This window comes from Kitasatospora albolonga (genome assembly GCF_039535905.1).
GTDB classification, from domain to species: Bacteria; Actinomycetota; Actinomycetes; order Streptomycetales; family Streptomycetaceae; genus Kitasatospora; species Kitasatospora albolonga.
In genome coordinates, this window is sequence record NZ_BAAAYB010000037.1 from 125,234 (window position 1) to 139,082 (window position 13,849).

At 71.9% G+C, this 13,849-nt stretch carries 15 protein-coding genes; 7 read left to right on the forward strand and 8 right to left on the reverse strand.

Going from position 1 to position 13,849, the window contains the following annotated elements:
* Positions 1 to 33: 33 nt before the first annotated feature.
* A complete protein-coding gene (locus ABD946_RS09995; protein WP_345282091.1) occupies positions 34 to 1,701 on the reverse strand; it encodes a fumarate hydratase in 1,668 nt (555 codons plus the stop codon).
* A 161-nt stretch (positions 1,702 to 1,862) separates the two neighbouring features.
* Between ABD946_RS09995 and ABD946_RS10000 the strand changes: the two genes are divergently transcribed.
* Together ABD946_RS10000 and ABD946_RS10005 are read left to right on the forward strand one after the other, a co-directional pair.
* Positions 1,863 to 2,573 (forward strand): DUF1707 SHOCT-like domain-containing protein, encoded by a 711-nt coding sequence (locus ABD946_RS10000; protein ID WP_345282093.1) that lies wholly within the window; start codon positions 1,863 to 1,865, stop codon positions 2,571 to 2,573.
* A 304-nt stretch (positions 2,574 to 2,877) separates the two neighbouring features.
* Positions 2,878 to 3,225 (forward strand): WhiB family transcriptional regulator, encoded by a 348-nt coding sequence (locus ABD946_RS10005; RefSeq protein WP_380149457.1) that lies wholly within the window; start codon positions 2,878 to 2,880, stop codon positions 3,223 to 3,225.
* A 64-nt stretch (positions 3,226 to 3,289) separates the two neighbouring features.
* On the opposite strand, the gene glpX is transcribed toward ABD946_RS10005, so the two are convergent.
* Positions 3,290 to 4,327 carry a class II fructose-bisphosphatase gene (glpX, locus tag ABD946_RS10010; RefSeq protein WP_345282095.1) on the reverse strand — a complete coding sequence of 346 codons (1,038 nt, stop codon included), beginning with the start codon at positions 4,325 to 4,327 and terminating at the stop codon, positions 3,290 to 3,292.
* 233 nt (positions 4,328 to 4,560) lie between these two features.
* Between glpX and ABD946_RS10015 the strand changes: the two genes are divergently transcribed.
* Entirely contained in the window at positions 4,561 to 5,064 is a 504-nt protein-coding gene (locus ABD946_RS10015) for a DUF4245 domain-containing protein (RefSeq protein WP_345282097.1), read from the forward strand.
* 81 nt (positions 5,065 to 5,145) lie between these two features.
* Here the strand turns inward: ABD946_RS10015 and ABD946_RS10020 are convergent, their stop codons facing one another.
* Both ABD946_RS10020 and ABD946_RS10025 read right to left on the reverse strand, forming a co-directional pair.
* Positions 5,146 to 5,736: a malonic semialdehyde reductase gene (locus ABD946_RS10020; protein WP_345282098.1), complete on the reverse strand. Its 591-nt coding sequence runs from the start codon at positions 5,734 to 5,736 to the stop codon at positions 5,146 to 5,148.
* Between the two features lie 160 nt (positions 5,737 to 5,896).
* A complete protein-coding gene (locus tag ABD946_RS10025) occupies positions 5,897 to 6,139 on the reverse strand; it encodes an exodeoxyribonuclease VII small subunit (RefSeq protein ID WP_345282100.1) in 243 nt (80 codons plus the stop codon).
* Between the two features lie 70 nt (positions 6,140 to 6,209).
* Here ABD946_RS10025 and ABD946_RS10030 point away from each other — a divergent pair, with 70 nt between their 5' ends.
* Positions 6,210 to 6,692, forward strand: coding sequence for a GNAT family N-acetyltransferase (locus tag ABD946_RS10030; RefSeq protein ID WP_345282101.1), 483 nt, complete (start codon positions 6,210 to 6,212; stop codon positions 6,690 to 6,692).
* A 7-nt stretch (positions 6,693 to 6,699) separates the two neighbouring features.
* On the opposite strand, the gene ABD946_RS10035 is transcribed toward ABD946_RS10030, so the two are convergent.
* The gene (locus tag ABD946_RS10035) at positions 6,700 to 7,020 is read right to left on the reverse strand and encodes a hypothetical protein (RefSeq protein ID WP_345282103.1); all 321 of its coding nucleotides are present in this window, start codon (positions 7,018 to 7,020) and stop codon (positions 6,700 to 6,702) included.
* 482 nt (positions 7,021 to 7,502) lie between these two features.
* On the opposite strand from ABD946_RS10035, the gene ABD946_RS10040 reads away from it, so the two are divergent.
* Complete coding sequence (locus ABD946_RS10040; protein ID WP_345282104.1) at positions 7,503 to 7,844, forward strand: HAD family hydrolase; 342 nt, start codon at positions 7,503 to 7,505, stop codon at positions 7,842 to 7,844.
* Positions 7,845 to 7,894: 50 nt separating this feature from the next.
* On the opposite strand, the gene ABD946_RS10045 is transcribed toward ABD946_RS10040, so the two are convergent.
* Positions 7,895 to 9,082 carry a glycosyltransferase family 4 protein gene (locus ABD946_RS10045; RefSeq protein ID WP_345282106.1) on the reverse strand — a complete coding sequence of 396 codons (1,188 nt, stop codon included), beginning with the start codon at positions 9,080 to 9,082 and terminating at the stop codon, positions 7,895 to 7,897.
* A gap of 30 nt (positions 9,083 to 9,112) precedes the next feature.
* Positions 9,113 to 9,286 carry a hypothetical protein gene (locus ABD946_RS10050; protein WP_345282107.1) on the reverse strand — a complete coding sequence of 58 codons (174 nt, stop codon included), beginning with the start codon at positions 9,284 to 9,286 and terminating at the stop codon, positions 9,113 to 9,115.
* Positions 9,287 to 9,515: 229 nt separating this feature from the next.
* On the opposite strand from ABD946_RS10050, the gene ABD946_RS10055 reads away from it, so the two are divergent.
* The gene (locus ABD946_RS10055) at positions 9,516 to 10,913 is read left to right on the forward strand and encodes a helix-turn-helix domain-containing protein (RefSeq protein ID WP_345282109.1); all 1,398 of its coding nucleotides are present in this window, start codon (positions 9,516 to 9,518) and stop codon (positions 10,911 to 10,913) included.
* Here ABD946_RS10055 and xseA read toward each other — a convergent pair.
* Positions 10,904 to 12,115, reverse strand: a complete 1,212-nt coding sequence (gene xseA, locus ABD946_RS10060) for an exodeoxyribonuclease VII large subunit (protein ID WP_345282110.1) — start codon at positions 12,113 to 12,115, stop codon at positions 10,904 to 10,906. The two genes, ABD946_RS10055 and xseA, sit on opposite strands and share 10 nt — an antisense overlap.
* A 280-nt stretch (positions 12,116 to 12,395) precedes the next feature.
* On the opposite strand from xseA, the gene ABD946_RS10065 reads away from it, so the two are divergent.
* Complete coding sequence (locus tag ABD946_RS10065) at positions 12,396 to 13,844, forward strand: TerD family protein (RefSeq protein WP_345282112.1); 1,449 nt, start codon at positions 12,396 to 12,398, stop codon at positions 13,842 to 13,844.
* Positions 13,845 to 13,849 lie beyond the last annotated feature (5 nt).

Consider the following 13,849-nt stretch of genomic DNA (forward strand, 5'->3'; position numbering starts at 1 on the left):
CCCCACCTCGCAGGTGGGGCGGGGCACTCGCCGTTATTCCGCCGAACGCACCCGCAGACTGGTGATCAACGGACCGTCGGTGACCTCGGCGAAGAAGTCGTTGCCCTTGTCGTCGACCACGATGAAGGCCGGGAAGTCCTCGACCTCGATCCGCCAGACCGCCTCCATGCCGAGCTCGGGGTACTCCAGCACCTCGACCTTCTTGATGCAGTCCAGCGCCAGCCGCGCCGCCGGCCCGCCGATCGAGCCCAGGTAGAAGCCGCCGTGCTCGTTGCAGGCCTTGGTGACCTGCTTGGACCGGTTGCCCTTGGCCAGCATGACCATCGAGCCGCCCGCCGCCTGGAACTGGTCGACGTAACTGTCCATCCGACCGGCCGTGGTGGGGCCGAACGAGCCCGAGGCGTAGCCCTCCGGGGTCTTGGCCGGGCCGGCGTAGTAGACCGGGTGGTCCTTCATGTACTGCGGCATGCCGTCGCCCGCGTCCAGCCGCTCCTTGATCTTCGCGTGCGCGATGTCACGGGCGACCACCAGCGTGCCGGTGAGCGAGAGGCGGGTCTTGACCGGGTACTTGGAGAGCTCCGAACGGACCTCCGACATCGGCCGGTTCAGGTCGATCCGGACCACCTCGTCGTCCAGGTGCTCGTCCGTGGTGTCCGGCAGGTACTTGGCCGGGTCGGTCTCCAGCTGCTCCAGGAAGACGCCCTCGGCGGTGATCTTGCCCAGCGCCTGGCGGTCGGCGGAGCAGGAGACGGCCATCGCGACGGGCAGCGAGGCGCCGTGCCGCGGCAGGCGGATCACCCGGACGTCGTGGCAGAAGTACTTGCCGCCGAACTGCGCGCCGATGCCGATCTTCTGGGTCAGCTCGGTGACCTTGGCCTCCAGCTCCAGGTCCCGGAAGCCGTGGCCGGTGGCGGCGTCGCCGCTGGTGGGCAGCGAGTCCAGGTAGTGCGCGGAGGCGTACTTGGCGGTCTTCAGCGCGAACTCGGCGCTGGTGCCGCCGACCACGATCGCCAGGTGGTACGGCGGGCAGGCCGCGGTGCCGAGCGAACGGATCTTCTGCTCCAGGAAGTTGAGCATCGAGGCCTCGTTGAGGATGGCCTTGGTCTCCTGGTACAGGTACGACTTGTTGGCCGAGCCGCCGCCCTTGGCCATGAAGAGGAACTTGTACGCGTCGCCGTCGGTGGCGTACAGCTCGATCTGGGCCGGCAGGTTGTTGCCGGTGTTCTTCTCGTCCCACATCGTCACCGGCGCCATCTGCGAGTACCGCAGGTTCAGCTTGGTGTACGCGTCGAACACGCCCTGCGCGATGGCGGACTCGTCGCCGCCGGAGGTCAGCACGTTCTGGCCGCGCTTGCCCATCACGATCGCGGTGCCGGTGTCCTGGCACATCGGGAGGACGCCGCCGGCCGAGATGTTGACGTTCTTCAGCAGGTCCAGCGCCACGAAGCGGTCGTTCGGGCTGGCCTCCGGGTCGTCCAGGATGCGGCGCAGCTGCGCCAGGTGGTCCGGGCGCAGGTAGTGCGAGATGTCGTGCATCGCCTCGGCGGTGAGCAGGCGCAGGGCCTCCGGCTCGACCTGCAGGAAGCGGCGCCCGGCGGCCTCGACGACGCTGACGCCCTCGGAGGTGAGCTTGCGGTACGGGGTCGGGTCCGCACCGAGGGGGAGGAGGTCGGAGTAGGCGAACTCTGGCGTGGGAGCCATGGCTGGAGGTCCTTAACTGATCCGGCTGCGTCGACGAAGCACCCTCAAGGTTAGGTGCCCCCGGAGGAAGGGGTGCGCGCAGGTGAGCCTGCGTGACGGGAGTCACTACGACTTGGTCATAAGGCCGGTTCGAACAGACCTCCGGTGACTAGGCTTGGAGGGTGGAGAACTCCGAGCCGTCCAAGGCCGATCTGACCAAGCGTCCGGTGGACGCCGCGCCCGCCTCCGTCCCTGCCCAAGCGCCCGTCACCGAGGCCGAGCTGCGCGCCTCCGACGCCGACCGCGAGCGGGTCGCCGAGCTGCTCCGGGACGCCTACGCCGAGGGCCGGCTGACCGTCGAGGAGCACTCCGAGCGGATCGAACTCGCCTACGGGGCGAAGACCCTGGGCGACCTGGCGCCGCTCACCCGGGACCTGCCGGCCCCCGGCACGCCGGTCTCGGTGGCCAAGCCGCAGCCCGCCGCCGACCGCCCGCCGGTGCTACCGGCCCGGGCCGAGGCGCCCACCGTGGTGGCGATCTTCGGCGGGGCGGCCCGCAAGGGCCGCTGGCGGGTGGGTTCGCACCTGCGGGCCGTGGCGCTCTTCGGAGGGGTGGACATCGACCTCACCGACGCGGTCTTCGAGTCCCCCGAGGTGGAGATCGAGGTCTTCGCGATGTTCGGCGGGGTGGACGTCAAGGTCCCGGAGAACGTCTCGCTGCACGGCAGCGGCCTCGGCCTGTTCGGCGGCTTCGACGTCAAGGAGCAGACCGTGGCCGACCCGTACGCCCCGGTGGTCCGGGTCAAGGGCGCGGCGATCTTCGGCGGGTGCAGCGCCAAGCCGCGTCGCGGCAAGAAGCTCAAGGAGTGGGTGCGCAAGCAACTCGAAGGCTGAGCAAGGCAGTTGGCCGGGGCCGGGCCGACGGGGCGTCACCCGTGGGGTCGGCACCCGGCGCCGGGGCGAGTGCAGTCCGTAGTCATGCGCATGCGGTGTGCATGAACCGGGTTACGGCGGGGTAGTTCCAGACGCACATCGTTTCTTGTACGGCTGTGACCCCGGGGGCGGCTGAGGTTCGACCCGACGCGCGCGCGGGGTCGCTGCGGGGCAGCCGGGCAGGGAGCCCTTTTCCCCGAGTCTTGAGCCTCGTCAGGAGTAAGCCGTGCTGCATCCGATCGAGTCCAGCCCCCGAGCCGTCTCCGTGGCGGCCCACGCCGCCTCTTCCCCCGTGGTGGTGGTGCAGCGGCTCGACTCCCAGGACGACAACCCCTGGCACACCGGTGCGGCCTGCCGCCGGGACGAGGCGGGGCTGTTCTTCGCCCCGTCCAAGGAGCCCACGGCGGCCCGGCTCTCCCGGGAGGAGCAGGCCAAGCAGGTCTGCGCCCGCTGCCCGGTACTGCTGGAGTGCCGCGAGCACGCCCTCAACCAGCCGGAGCCGTACGGGGTCTGGGGCGGGCTGACGGCGGCCGAGCGCCGGGTGGTGCTGGCCCGTCGCCGCCGCCGGGACACCGAGCGCCGGATCCCGGCTGCCCGCCGGATAGCGGGCTGACCGCCCGTCAGGGCGGCGGCCGCCGGGGAGCGCCCGGCCGCCGCCGCCCTTCGGCGCCCGGTGCTCAGTTGGCCCGGTCGAAGTCGATCGCGCTGTAGGCCCGCAGCTTGGACAGCTTGTGGGTGGAGTGGATCTCCCGGATGGTGCCGCTCTTGGAGCGCATCACCAGCGAGCTGGTGGTGGCGGTCTCGGAGCGGTAGTGCACGCCGCGCAGCAGCTCGCCGTCGGTGATGCCGGTGGCGACGAAGAAGACGTTCTCGCCGCTGACCAGGTCGTCGGTGGTGAGGATCCGGTCCAGGTCGTGGCCGGCGTCCAGGGCGCGCTGGCGCTCGGCGTCGTCCTTGGGCCAGAGCTTGCCCTGGATCACACCGCCCATGCACTTCATGGCGCAGGCCGCGATGATCCCCTCGGGGGTGCCGCCGACGCCCATCAGCAGGTCGACGCCGGTGCCCTCGCGGGCGGTCATGATCGCGCCCGCCACGTCGCCGTCGGAGATGAACTTGATCCGGGCGCCCGCCTCGCGGATCTCCCGGACCAGGGTGTCGTGGCGCGGGCGGTCCAGCACCATCACGGTGACGTCCTCGACCGCGGTGCCCTTGGCCTTGGCGACGCGGCGGATGTTGACGGCCACCGGCGCGGTGATGTCGACGTACTCGGCGGCCTCGGGGCCGGCCACCAGCTTGTCCATGTAGAAGACCGCGCTGGGGTCGAACATGGTGCCGCGGTCGGCCACCGCCAGCACCGCCACCGCGTTGGCCATGCCCTTGGCGGTCAGCGTGGTGCCGTCCACCGGGTCCACCGCGACGTCGCACTCGGCGCCGGTGCCGTCGCCGACCCGCTCGCCGTTGTAGAGCATCGGCGCCTCGTCCTTCTCGCCCTCGCCGATGACGACCACGCCGTTCATCGAGACGGTGGAGACCAGGGTGCGCATCGCCTTCACGGCGGCGCCGTCGGCGCGGTTCTTGTCACCGCGGCCGACCCAGCGGCCGGCCGCCATCGCGGCGGCCTCGGTGACCCGGACGAGTTCGAGGGCGAGGTTGCGGTCGGGGGCCTCCGGGGCCACCACCAGGGAACTGGGGAAGTTGCTGTGCGGGGCGGTCATCGTCGTTACCTCTCTGTACGCGACGGCCAGAGCGCCCGACAGAGCTTGCCTGGTCGAACGCCGTGATGAGGGTGCTGCGATCGTATCCGTCCATCAGATGACTGTCTGTGGCGCACCCCCGATGACCGGGTGTTCCGTCCGCTTCCGTCCCGGTTCACCCGTCGGAGTGCACCCCGGTTGTCCGAAGTCCGAGGGGCATGGGTCACCATGTGGGGGTGGCAGGCAAAAGCAGCATGAGAGGCCGGCAGACGGTACGGGACATGGTCCTGTCGATGCTGGCGGTCGGTGTCGTGGTCTTCTTCGGCTACCTGTTCATCCCGCACTCGGAGGGCGACGGGCTCAAGGCGGTGGACTACCGCTCCACCCTGGCCTCGGCCAAGCGCGTCGCGCCGTACCCGGTGCTGGCCCCCGAGGGCCTGGGCGCGGACTGGAAGGCCACCTCGGTCAGCTACGACGGCGGGGCCAAGGGCAGCGCCGCCTGGCACCTGGGCTTCGTCACCCCCTCCGGCCAGTACATCGCGGTGGAGCAGCGGGTGGCCGAGCCGGACAAGGCGGTGGCCGAGGTGGTCGAGGGCGCCAAGCCCGACGGCACGGCCCCGGTCGACGGCCAGGAGTGGCAGCGCTACCAGGGCAAGTCCTACCGCGGCCTGGTCCTCAGGACCGGCGGCGCGACCACCGTGGTCGCCGGCACGGCCAGCTACGAGGAGCTGACCGGCTTCGCCCGCACCCTGAAGTGATCCGCGTCGGAGACGACGGAGGAGCCCCCGGCCTGGTGGCCGGGGGCTCCTCCGTCTACTGCTTCAGCCGCTGACGGGAGGTCAGACGGTGGTGACGACCTCGTCGTACTCCAGGCGCGGGGAACGCGGGAACCAGGCGTCCTCGCCCGGCTTGCCGATGTTCACCACGGCCAGCACCGAGTGCTTGCCGTCGCCGAAGAAGTCCTTGTTCAGACCGTCGGCGTCGTAGCCGGTCATCGGGCCCGCGGCCAGGCCGGCGGCGCGCACGCCGATGATGAAGTACGCGAGCTGCAGCGAGGCGTTGAAGCGCGCCGAGGCGGTGCGGCCCTCGACCTCCTCGAAGTGGCTCTTGGCGGCCGGGTAGTGCGGGAAGAGCTTCGGCAGCTGGTCGTGGAAGTCGTGGTCCGCGGCCAGGATGGCGACCAGCGGGGCGGCCTCGGTCTTCTTCTTGTTGCCGTCACCGAGGTGCGAGACCAGGCGGGCGCGGGCCTCGTCCGAGCGGACCAGGACGATGCGCAGCGGCGACTGGTTCATCGAGGTCGGCGCGTACTTGACCAGGTCGTAGATCGCCTGGACCTGCTCGTCGGTGACCGGCTCGTCGGTGAAGGTGTTGGCGGTGCGGGCCTCGCGGAACAGAAGGTCCTGAGCGGCGGCGTCGAGAACCAGGGTCATTGCAGTCCACCTCATGCGGAAAGGGAACGTCGGAAGCTTGCGAACAGCCGGTCGTGCGCCGTTCGTACGAGTCCAACGTTAGGTGAAACTTAAACTATTCCGCAACTCTCTGGTGGTCTCTGTCACATCGAGTTCACAGTGGCCCCGTCGGCACCACCGCTCACGCCCCCGCCGCACCCCCGGCGTCCTCCTCGGCGGCCAGCGCCGCGTCCAGCCGGGCCCGCGCGCCGTCCAGCCACCGCTGGCAGACCTTCGCCAGCTCCTCGCCGCGCTCCCAGAGCGCCAGCGACTCCTCCAGCGGCACCCCGCCGGCCTCCAGCCGCCGGACCACGTCAAGGAGAGCATCGCGCGCCTGCTCGTAACCGAGGGCGTCGTCGCCGTTATTCCCCGCAGACTCTGTCATGTCGTCAGGGTAGGCGCAGCGGGGGACAATTCACGGTCACGTCCCGACCGGGGCGGCTAGCCTTCGCCGCATGACCACCGTACGGAGCGCCACCCCCGCCGACGCCGCCGAGCTGGTGCGGCTGCGCCGGCTGATGTTCGAGGAGATGTCCGGCGCCGCGGCGCCGGGGGAGTGGGAGGCCGCCACCGGGGCGGTGCTCCGGGAGCGGCTCGCGGCACCGCCGGATCGGCTCACCATGCCCGCCTTCGTGGTGGACGACCCCGGCCGCCCGGGCCGGCTGGCCGCCTGTGCCGTCGGGACCCTGGAGCAGCGGCTCCCCGCGCCCGGCCACCCCGACGGCCTGTTCGGCTTCGTCTTCAACATCTCCACCGACCCGGAGCACCGCCGCCGCGGCTACGCCCGGGCCTGCACCGCCGCCCTGCTGGACTGGTTCGACGCCCGCCGGGCCACCCGGATCGACCTGCACGCCACCGTCGACGGCGAGCGGCTCTACCGCGAGCTCGGCTTCGCGGAGCACTCCGTCCCGCTCTCCCGGCAGCGGCTGAGGGGTTGACGGCCGGTCAGGACGCGCCGGCCAGCAGGTGGTGCAGCTCCGGCCCGGTGAACCGCCAGGCCACCCGGCCGACCAGGTACTCCAGGTGCGTGGTGCCCCAGCGGTCCAGCCAGAGGGCGTGGCCGCTGTCCACCCCCTGGCCCTCCCGCCCCAGCGCCACTGCGGACTCCAGGGCGAGCACCGAGGACCTGGCCTCGTCGGGGGTGAAGTCGAAGCCCTCGCCGCGCGCGCAGGCCACCAGGTTGTGCAGGTCCTGGCGGTAGTAGCGGCGCAGCATCGCTCCGTCGCTCTGGAGGGCGAGCAGGAACTCGGCGAAACCTCGGGACAAGACGTTCTCTCCTGACGACGGGTCACGGTTGACACCCCGCCGGGGACGGGCGGGCAGGTGTGTCAACTCGATGATTGACTATCAGTAACATTTTGCGTCGATGCCGACGGGCCCATGTGTGCCCAGTTGGGTGGGTGCGTGACCCGGCCGGCTCGAGGCCAAACAGATCAGGACGGTCGGTTTGGAGCGGGGCGATTGACTCCCGAGCTCACAGGGAGGGATGTCGAGAAGCGGTGACTTTGAGCAATTTCAGCGCGGTGGGGTGAATGTCGGGCTGATGCCGAATCAGGTAATCGCCGGGCCGCCCGCCAGGCGGAATGGAAGACGTACCGTGCGCTCTTGATCACCCAGTGCGCTAATCTCGGACTGTCGCAGGGGACGGCACGGCAGAACCGGGGGCTTGGGGCATGGGGGGAGATGTTCGGCGTGCCGCCTTTTTCGATCTTGTGCTGGGCACGTGGGAGTCGTTCGAGGCGGCCCGCGTGGCACTGGAAGCCCACCGGGCTGCGGGCGATCTCCTGATCCTGCTGGTGGGCGGGCCGGGCACGAAGGCGGGCGCCGGAGGCGCCGGGCTGCTCCCCGGAGATTGTCTGACAATTGACACAGGATCGGATGAGAGAAAATCCTGGGCGGTCGTCGAGACTATGGCAAGACTCGGCCTGGACGCCTCGTGCTGCTTTGCCTATGCCGACCACCCCGATTCCCTCGGTATCCTCGGCGTGGTCGGCAATCCGCGAGTTCTCGGAGATGACCCGGAGCTGGTGGAGTACGCCCGCAATCGGGGCTGGCCGATAATTTCCCCCGCACCGCCGCTGGCCTGCTGAGGCGCGTCGGCTCGCGCCCCCGTGGCCGGTTTCCGCTGCCGGGCACGGCGCTAGCGGCCGGCGGTCAGCTGCCGGTACACCGCGAGAGTGCGGTCGGCGGCCTCGTCCCAGGAGAAGTCGTCGGCGGCCCGGCGGCGGCCGGCCGCACCGAGGCGGCGCGCCAGCTCCGGGTCGTCGATCAGGGTGTTGACCGAGGTGGCCAGGTCGGCGGCCAGCTGCTCCGGGTCGACCGGGTCGCCGGTCCCGTCGGCCTGCTGCTGGTACCGGATCAGCAGCCCGGTGTCCCCGTGCTCGACGAACTCCGGGACGCCGCCGACGGCGGTCGCCACCACGGCGGTGCCACAGGCCATGGCCTTCAGGTTGACCGCGCCGGTCGGCTCACGGAGTGAGGGCTGGACGAATGCCGTGGCCTGCGCGATGAGTTGACGCATGACCGGCTGGGTCACCGCCCCGCCGATCCGGATCACGCTGGACCGCCTCCTGGTCAACTCGTCCACCAAACCGGCGACTTCGAGCTCGACCTCCGGATTTCCGGGCCCGTCGCAGCAGAGCACCAGCTGTGCCTCCGGCCGGAACTGCGCGGCGGCGCGGAGCAGGTGGGGCAGCCCGCGGCGCCTGGTCGGGCGGCCGACGAAGAGCACGATCGGGCGTTCCGGGTCGATCTCGAACCGCTCCAGTGCGGCGGTCCCGTGGTCCGGCCGCCACAGCTCGGTGTCGATGCCGCTGCGGATGACCCGGGTCTTCTCCGCCGACACCTCGGGGTAGGCGGCCAGGACGTCGTCCCTGAGCGCGGCCGAGCCGGTGATCAGAGCGTCCGCCTCCCCGGCGGAGCTGCGCTCCATCCAGTCCGAGAGCGCGTGCTCGCCGTCGGGCAGCTCGGAGTCCCCGGCGCGGGAGGCCGCCAGGCTGTGCATGGTCATCACGTGCGGGATGCCGTACAGCCGGCCGGCCACGTGCCCGGCCGCGTTGGTGAACCAGGTGTGGCTGTGCACCAGGTCGGCGGAGAAGCAGTCGTCCGCCATGCCCAGCCCGGCGTTCAGGAACTGGAACGCCGAGCTCTCGCTCGGCTCGCCCGGCTCTCGGTAGGAGTAGGTGTCGGGCTCGGCCGGCCCGGAGTCGAAGCACCGGACCCGGACGTCGACCAGGCGGCGCAGCGCCCTGGTCAGTCCGGTGGTGTGGGCATCGGCTCCGTTGTGGGATTTGGTGGGGTACTGCCGGGTCAGAAGATCGACGCGCATCGTGGGCTCCTCTCCTTGGTGCGGGGTCGGTCAGCAGCACCAGATCGGCGGGTCGAGCGGCGTGGGGGAGGGAGAGGGGCTGACCACCGTCGTGCTCTCGGTGCCGGAGCCCGCCGGCGGGGTTGCGGAGGCCCCGGGGGCGACCAGCAGCAGGCCGGCGACGGCGGCGGCGATCAGGGCGGCGGGGACGAAGATCCTGGGCATGGCTACTCGGCTGCCTTCGCTGAACTCGACTACTGTTGACTCGGGTAGTCAATCGCGCGTGACAGACGTTGTCAATCAACTCGCGGGGCGACTCCACTCTGCGCGGTGTACTTAACGAAGCCTGCGGATCCTCTTGGTTGTGGCTGGTAGATTCTGTAAAAACGACAGTCAAGCGGGCACACTCCCTCAGAGGCTGGCCCTCGGGTCACAACCAGGCGACCGGAGAACCATGGAGCAAGCACGAAGCGCAGCGAGCGGCATCGGGAAGCGGCTCCGCGAGCTACGCCAGAAGAAGGGGCTGAACCAGCAGGACCTCGCTTCGGCGGACCTGTCGGTCAGCTACGTGTCGCTGATCGAGACGGGCAAGCGGGTGCCCTCCGAGGCCGTGATCCAGGCGCTCGCCGAGCGGGTCGGCTGCTCGGCGGAGTACCTGCGGACCGGGCGTGACGACGCCAGGGTGCACGAGCTGGAGCTGAAGATCGCCTTCGGCGACATGGCGATGCGCAACGGATCCAACGGCGAGGCGCTCCAGGCCTACAGCGAGGCGCTGGCCGCCGCGCCGTTCCTCGGCGAGGCGATGCTCCGCCGGGCGCGGATCGGGCAGGCGCTGGCGATGGAGAAGATGGGGCGGCTGGAGGCCGCGATCCAGTTGCTCACCGCCCTGTTCGACGACACGGGTACGGTGCCCGGCTCGGCCGAGTGGGCCCAGCTCGCGGTCGCGCTCTGCCGCTGCTACCGGAACGCCGGGGACCAGACGCTCAGTGTCGAGGTCGGCGAGCGGGCCATGCGGACCCTGGACACGCTCGGCCTGGACATCACCGACGACCACATGCAGATCGGCTCCACCCTGATCAGCTGCTACTACCAGCGCGGTGACCTGACGCAGGCCCACCTGCTCGCCAACCGGCTGATCAACGCGGCCGAGAACACCGGCTCCCGGGTGGCCCGCGGTGTCGTCTACTGGAACGCGGCGCTGGTCGCCAACTCCCAGGGGCGTACCAAGGAGGCGCTCACGCTCACCGAGCGGGCGCTGATGCTGCTGGCCGAGACCGACAACACCCGGCACCAGGCGATGCTGAAGAGCGCCTACGCCAGCCTGCTGTTGGACTCCGAGGAGCCGGATCTGGAGCGCGTCAGGGCGCTGTTGGCCGAGACCCACCGGGCCTTGCTGGAGGTCGGCACCGCCGCCGAGCAGGCGGGCAGTGAGGCCCAGCTCGCCCAACTGGCGCTGCACAGCGGTGAACCCGAGCAGGCCCTGGTGCACGCCGACCGATCGCTCGGCCTGCTGCGCAACGACTCCCAGGAGCAGGCCGCCGCGACGCGGGTGCTGTTGGCCCGGGCGCAGCTCCAGACCGGTGAGGCGGCCGAGGCCGAGAAGACACTGCGCTCGGTGGTCCGCCGGCTCGGGCAGCTCCCGGTCACCCGGGCCACCGCCGGGGTCTGGCGCAACGCCGGTGACCTCTGGCGGTTGATGGGACGTCAGGACCAGGCGATGGAGGCGTACGAGAAGGCCCTCGCCCAGCTCGGCCTGCGCGGCCTGCCCGCCTCGGCCACGGCCCCGGCCTTCGTGGCGGACCGAGGTTGGGCCGGGCCGTCGGCGGCCGACCCCGGCCGGTCTCAGTCCTGATCCACCGTCACCTCGAAGGCGCCCTCGGCCACCCGGGCGTGCAGCCGCTCGCCGGCCGCCAGCGCCGCCGGGTCGGTGACCACGTGTCCGTCGGCCCGTTGGAGCACCGCGTAGCCGCGCTCCAGCGTGGCCAGCGGGGAGAGCGCCACCACCCGGGCCAGGGTGTGCCCGAGGTCGGAGCCGGCCGCGTCCAGCCGGTGGCCGAGCACCCGCCGGGCCCGGCCGACCAGCTGGGCCACCTCCTCGGCCGGCCCGTCCACCAGGCGGTGCGGGGCGGCCAGCACCGGGCGGCTGAGCACCCCGGCCAGCCCCGCCCGCTCGCGCTCGACCCGCTGGACGACGTGCCGCCGGGCCCGGTCCCGCAGCTGGTGCACCCGCGCCAGCTCCTCGCCCACGTCGGGGACGACCCGCTTGGCGGCGTCGGTCGGGGTGGAGGCGCGCAGGTCGGCCACGAAGTCCAGCAGCGGCTGGTCCGGCTCGTGCCCGATCGCGCTCACCACCGGCGTGCGGGCCGCCGCCACCGCCCGGACCAGGCCCTCGTCGGAGAACGGCAGCAGGTCCTCCACGCTGCCGCCGCCCCGGGCCACCACGATCACGTCCACCTCGGGGTGCTCGTCCAGCTCCCGGACCGCCGCCGTCACCTGCGCCACCGCGCTGACGCCCTGCACCGGCACGTTGCGCACCTCGAAGCGGACGGCCGGCCAGCGGCGGCGCGCGTTCTCCAGCACGTCCCGCTCGGCGGCCGAGCCGCGGCCGGTCACCAGGCCGATGCAGTGCGGCAGGAACGGCAGCCGCTTCTTCCGCTCGGCGTCGAACAGGCCCTCGGCGGCCAGCTCCCGCTTCAGGTGCTCCAGCCTCGCCAGCAGCTCGCCCAGCCCGACCAGGCGGATCTCGGTCGCCCGCAGCGAGAGGGTGCCGCGCGCCACGTACCACTCGGGCTTGGCGTGCACCAGGATCCGTGAGCCCTCGCGGACGTCCTCGGCCACCTGCTCGAAGACCTGCCGGAAGCAGGTCACGGTCAGCGAGACGTCCCGGTCCGGGTCACGGAGCGTCAGGAACACCACCCCGGCGCCGGGCCGGCGGCTCAACTGGGTGATCTGCCCCTCCACCCAGACCGCCCCCAGCCGGTCCACCCAGCCGCCGATGAGCGCGGACACCTTGCCGACCGGGATCGGCGCCTCGGGTGAGCTGCTGTTCGCCATACCGACGAGGCTATCCCCGCCCACCGACCGCGGTACGCGGCAGCCCACGCCGGGTGGTGATGCCGGGGGCGCGAGGAACTGCGCGAGTACGGAAGGCGGACCAGCGTCAGATCGGGGCAGGCGAGCCAGTTGCACGTGCTGCCGTTCCCCCCCGCGCGCAGTTCCCCGCGCCCCCGGCATCACCCCGTACGTTCCCCGCGCCCTCGACTACTGTCGCCCCTGCCCGGAGGGCCTAGGCTGGCCGGACGACGGGGTGTCAACTGCGGGGAGTGGCGAGGCGATGGCGATCTCCAAGGGCGCGAACGTGCCGGTGGCGGCGGCCGAGGTGCGGGTCGAGCTGGGGTGGCGCGCCGGGCCGGGCGTGCCGGACGCCGACGCCTCGGCGCTGCTGCTCTCCGGCGGCCGGGTCCGTTCCGACGCCGACTTCGTCTTCTACAACCAGCCGCAGGACCTCTCCGGCGCCGTCCGCCACAACGGCAAGCAGCAGCTCCCGGACGGCTCCGTCCTCGACGGCCTGACGGTCCGTCTGCCCGGTCTGGACCCTGCCGTCGAGACGGTGGTGCTCGCCGCCTCCAGCGACGGCGGCCCGTTCGGCGCCCTGCCCGGGCTGTACCTGCGCCTGTTCGACGCCGCGACCGGCGCCGAACTGGTCCGCTTCGAGGACACCGGGGCCAGCACCGAGACCGCCTTCGTGCTCGGCGAGCTCTACCGCCGCGGCGAGGGCTGGAAGTTCCGCGCGGTCGGCCAGGGCTACGACTCCGGCCTGGCCGGCCTGGCCACCGACTACGGCATCCAGGTGGACGAGGCCCCCGCCCCGGCCCCGGTGAGCACCCCCGCCGCCCAGCCGGCCCCTGCCCCGTACCCGGCCCCTGCCCCGTACCCGCCGCAGCCGTCGGCCCCGTACCCGGCTCAGCCCCCGGCCCCGCCGGCTCAGCCCCCGGCCCCGCCGGCTCAGCCCCCGGCCCCGCCGGCTCAGCCCACGGCCCCGCCGGCCCAGGCCCCGGCCCCGTACCCGGCTCAGCCGCCCGCTCAGCCGCCCGCCCCGGCCCCGCTGAACTTCTCCAAGATCACCCTCACCAAGGAGGCCCCCAAGCTCTCGCTGCGCAAGCACGGCGCGACCGGCGGCCTGCTCCGGGTGAACCTCAACTGGGCGGTGGCGGCCGCCCCGGCGGCCCCGGCCGGGCAGCCGCAGAAGAAGTCCGGCGGCTGGCTGGCCAAGCTGCGCGACGCGACGCAGGGGTCCAACGCGCTGGTCGGCCGCGACCTCGACCTGGCCTGCCTGTGGCAGCTGCGGGACGGCAGCGCGGGCATCGTCCAGGCGATCGGGCAGCGCTTCGGCGGCCTGCACGAGCCGCCGTTCGTCCAGCTGGCCAACGACGACCGGACGGGCGCGGTGGCCACCGGCGAGGACCTCTGGATCAACCTCGACCGCTCCGCCGAGATCCAGCGCCTGCTGGTCTTCGCCTTCGCCTTCGACGGCCGCCCGCTCAACGGGCTGAACGGCCTGGCCACGCTCTTCCCGGCCTCCGGGGTGCCGGTCGAGCTCCCGCTGGACGGCTGCGACTTCCCGGCCACCAGCTGCGTGGTCGCCCTGCTGGAGAACGACGGCGAGGGCCTGGTGGTGCACCGCGAGGGCCGCTGGTTCCAGGCCACCCCGCAGATGTCGAACCACCAGATGATCGACCAGGCCTACGGCTGGGGCCTCAGCTGGAGCGCCGGCTCCAAGTAGCCCTG

Excerpts from the sequence above, each read along its gene's own strand:
- ABD946_RS10015 (WP_345282097.1), top strand. The coding sequence starts at position 4,561 with ATGAGAGGCCGGCAGACGGTACGGGACATGGTCCTGTCGATGCTGGCG.
- ABD946_RS10030 (WP_345282101.1), top strand. The coding sequence starts at position 6,210 with ATGACCACCGTACGGAGCGCCACCCCCGCCGACGCCGCCGAGCTGGTG.
- ABD946_RS10045 (WP_345282106.1), bottom strand. The coding sequence starts at position 9,082 with ATGCGCGTCGATCTTCTGACCCGGCAGTACCCCACCAAATCCCACAAC.
- ABD946_RS10025 (WP_345282100.1), bottom strand. The coding sequence starts at position 6,139 with ATGACAGAGTCTGCGGGGAATAACGGCGACGACGCCCTCGGTTACGAG.
- glpX (WP_345282095.1), bottom strand. The coding sequence starts at position 4,327 with ATGACCGCCCCGCACAGCAACTTCCCCAGTTCCCTGGTGGTGGCCCCG.
- ABD946_RS10050 (WP_345282107.1), bottom strand. The coding sequence starts at position 9,286 with ATGCCCAGGATCTTCGTCCCCGCCGCCCTGATCGCCGCCGCCGTCGCC.
- ABD946_RS10020 (WP_345282098.1), bottom strand. The coding sequence starts at position 5,736 with ATGACCCTGGTTCTCGACGCCGCCGCTCAGGACCTTCTGTTCCGCGAG.
- ABD946_RS10055 (WP_345282109.1), top strand. The coding sequence starts at position 9,516 with ATGGAGCAAGCACGAAGCGCAGCGAGCGGCATCGGGAAGCGGCTCCGC.
- ABD946_RS09995 (WP_345282091.1), bottom strand. The coding sequence starts at position 1,701 with ATGGCTCCCACGCCAGAGTTCGCCTACTCCGACCTCCTCCCCCTCGGT.
- xseA (WP_345282110.1), bottom strand. The coding sequence starts at position 12,115 with ATGGCGAACAGCAGCTCACCCGAGGCGCCGATCCCGGTCGGCAAGGTG.
- ABD946_RS10065 (WP_345282112.1), top strand. The coding sequence starts at position 12,396 with ATGGCGATCTCCAAGGGCGCGAACGTGCCGGTGGCGGCGGCCGAGGTG.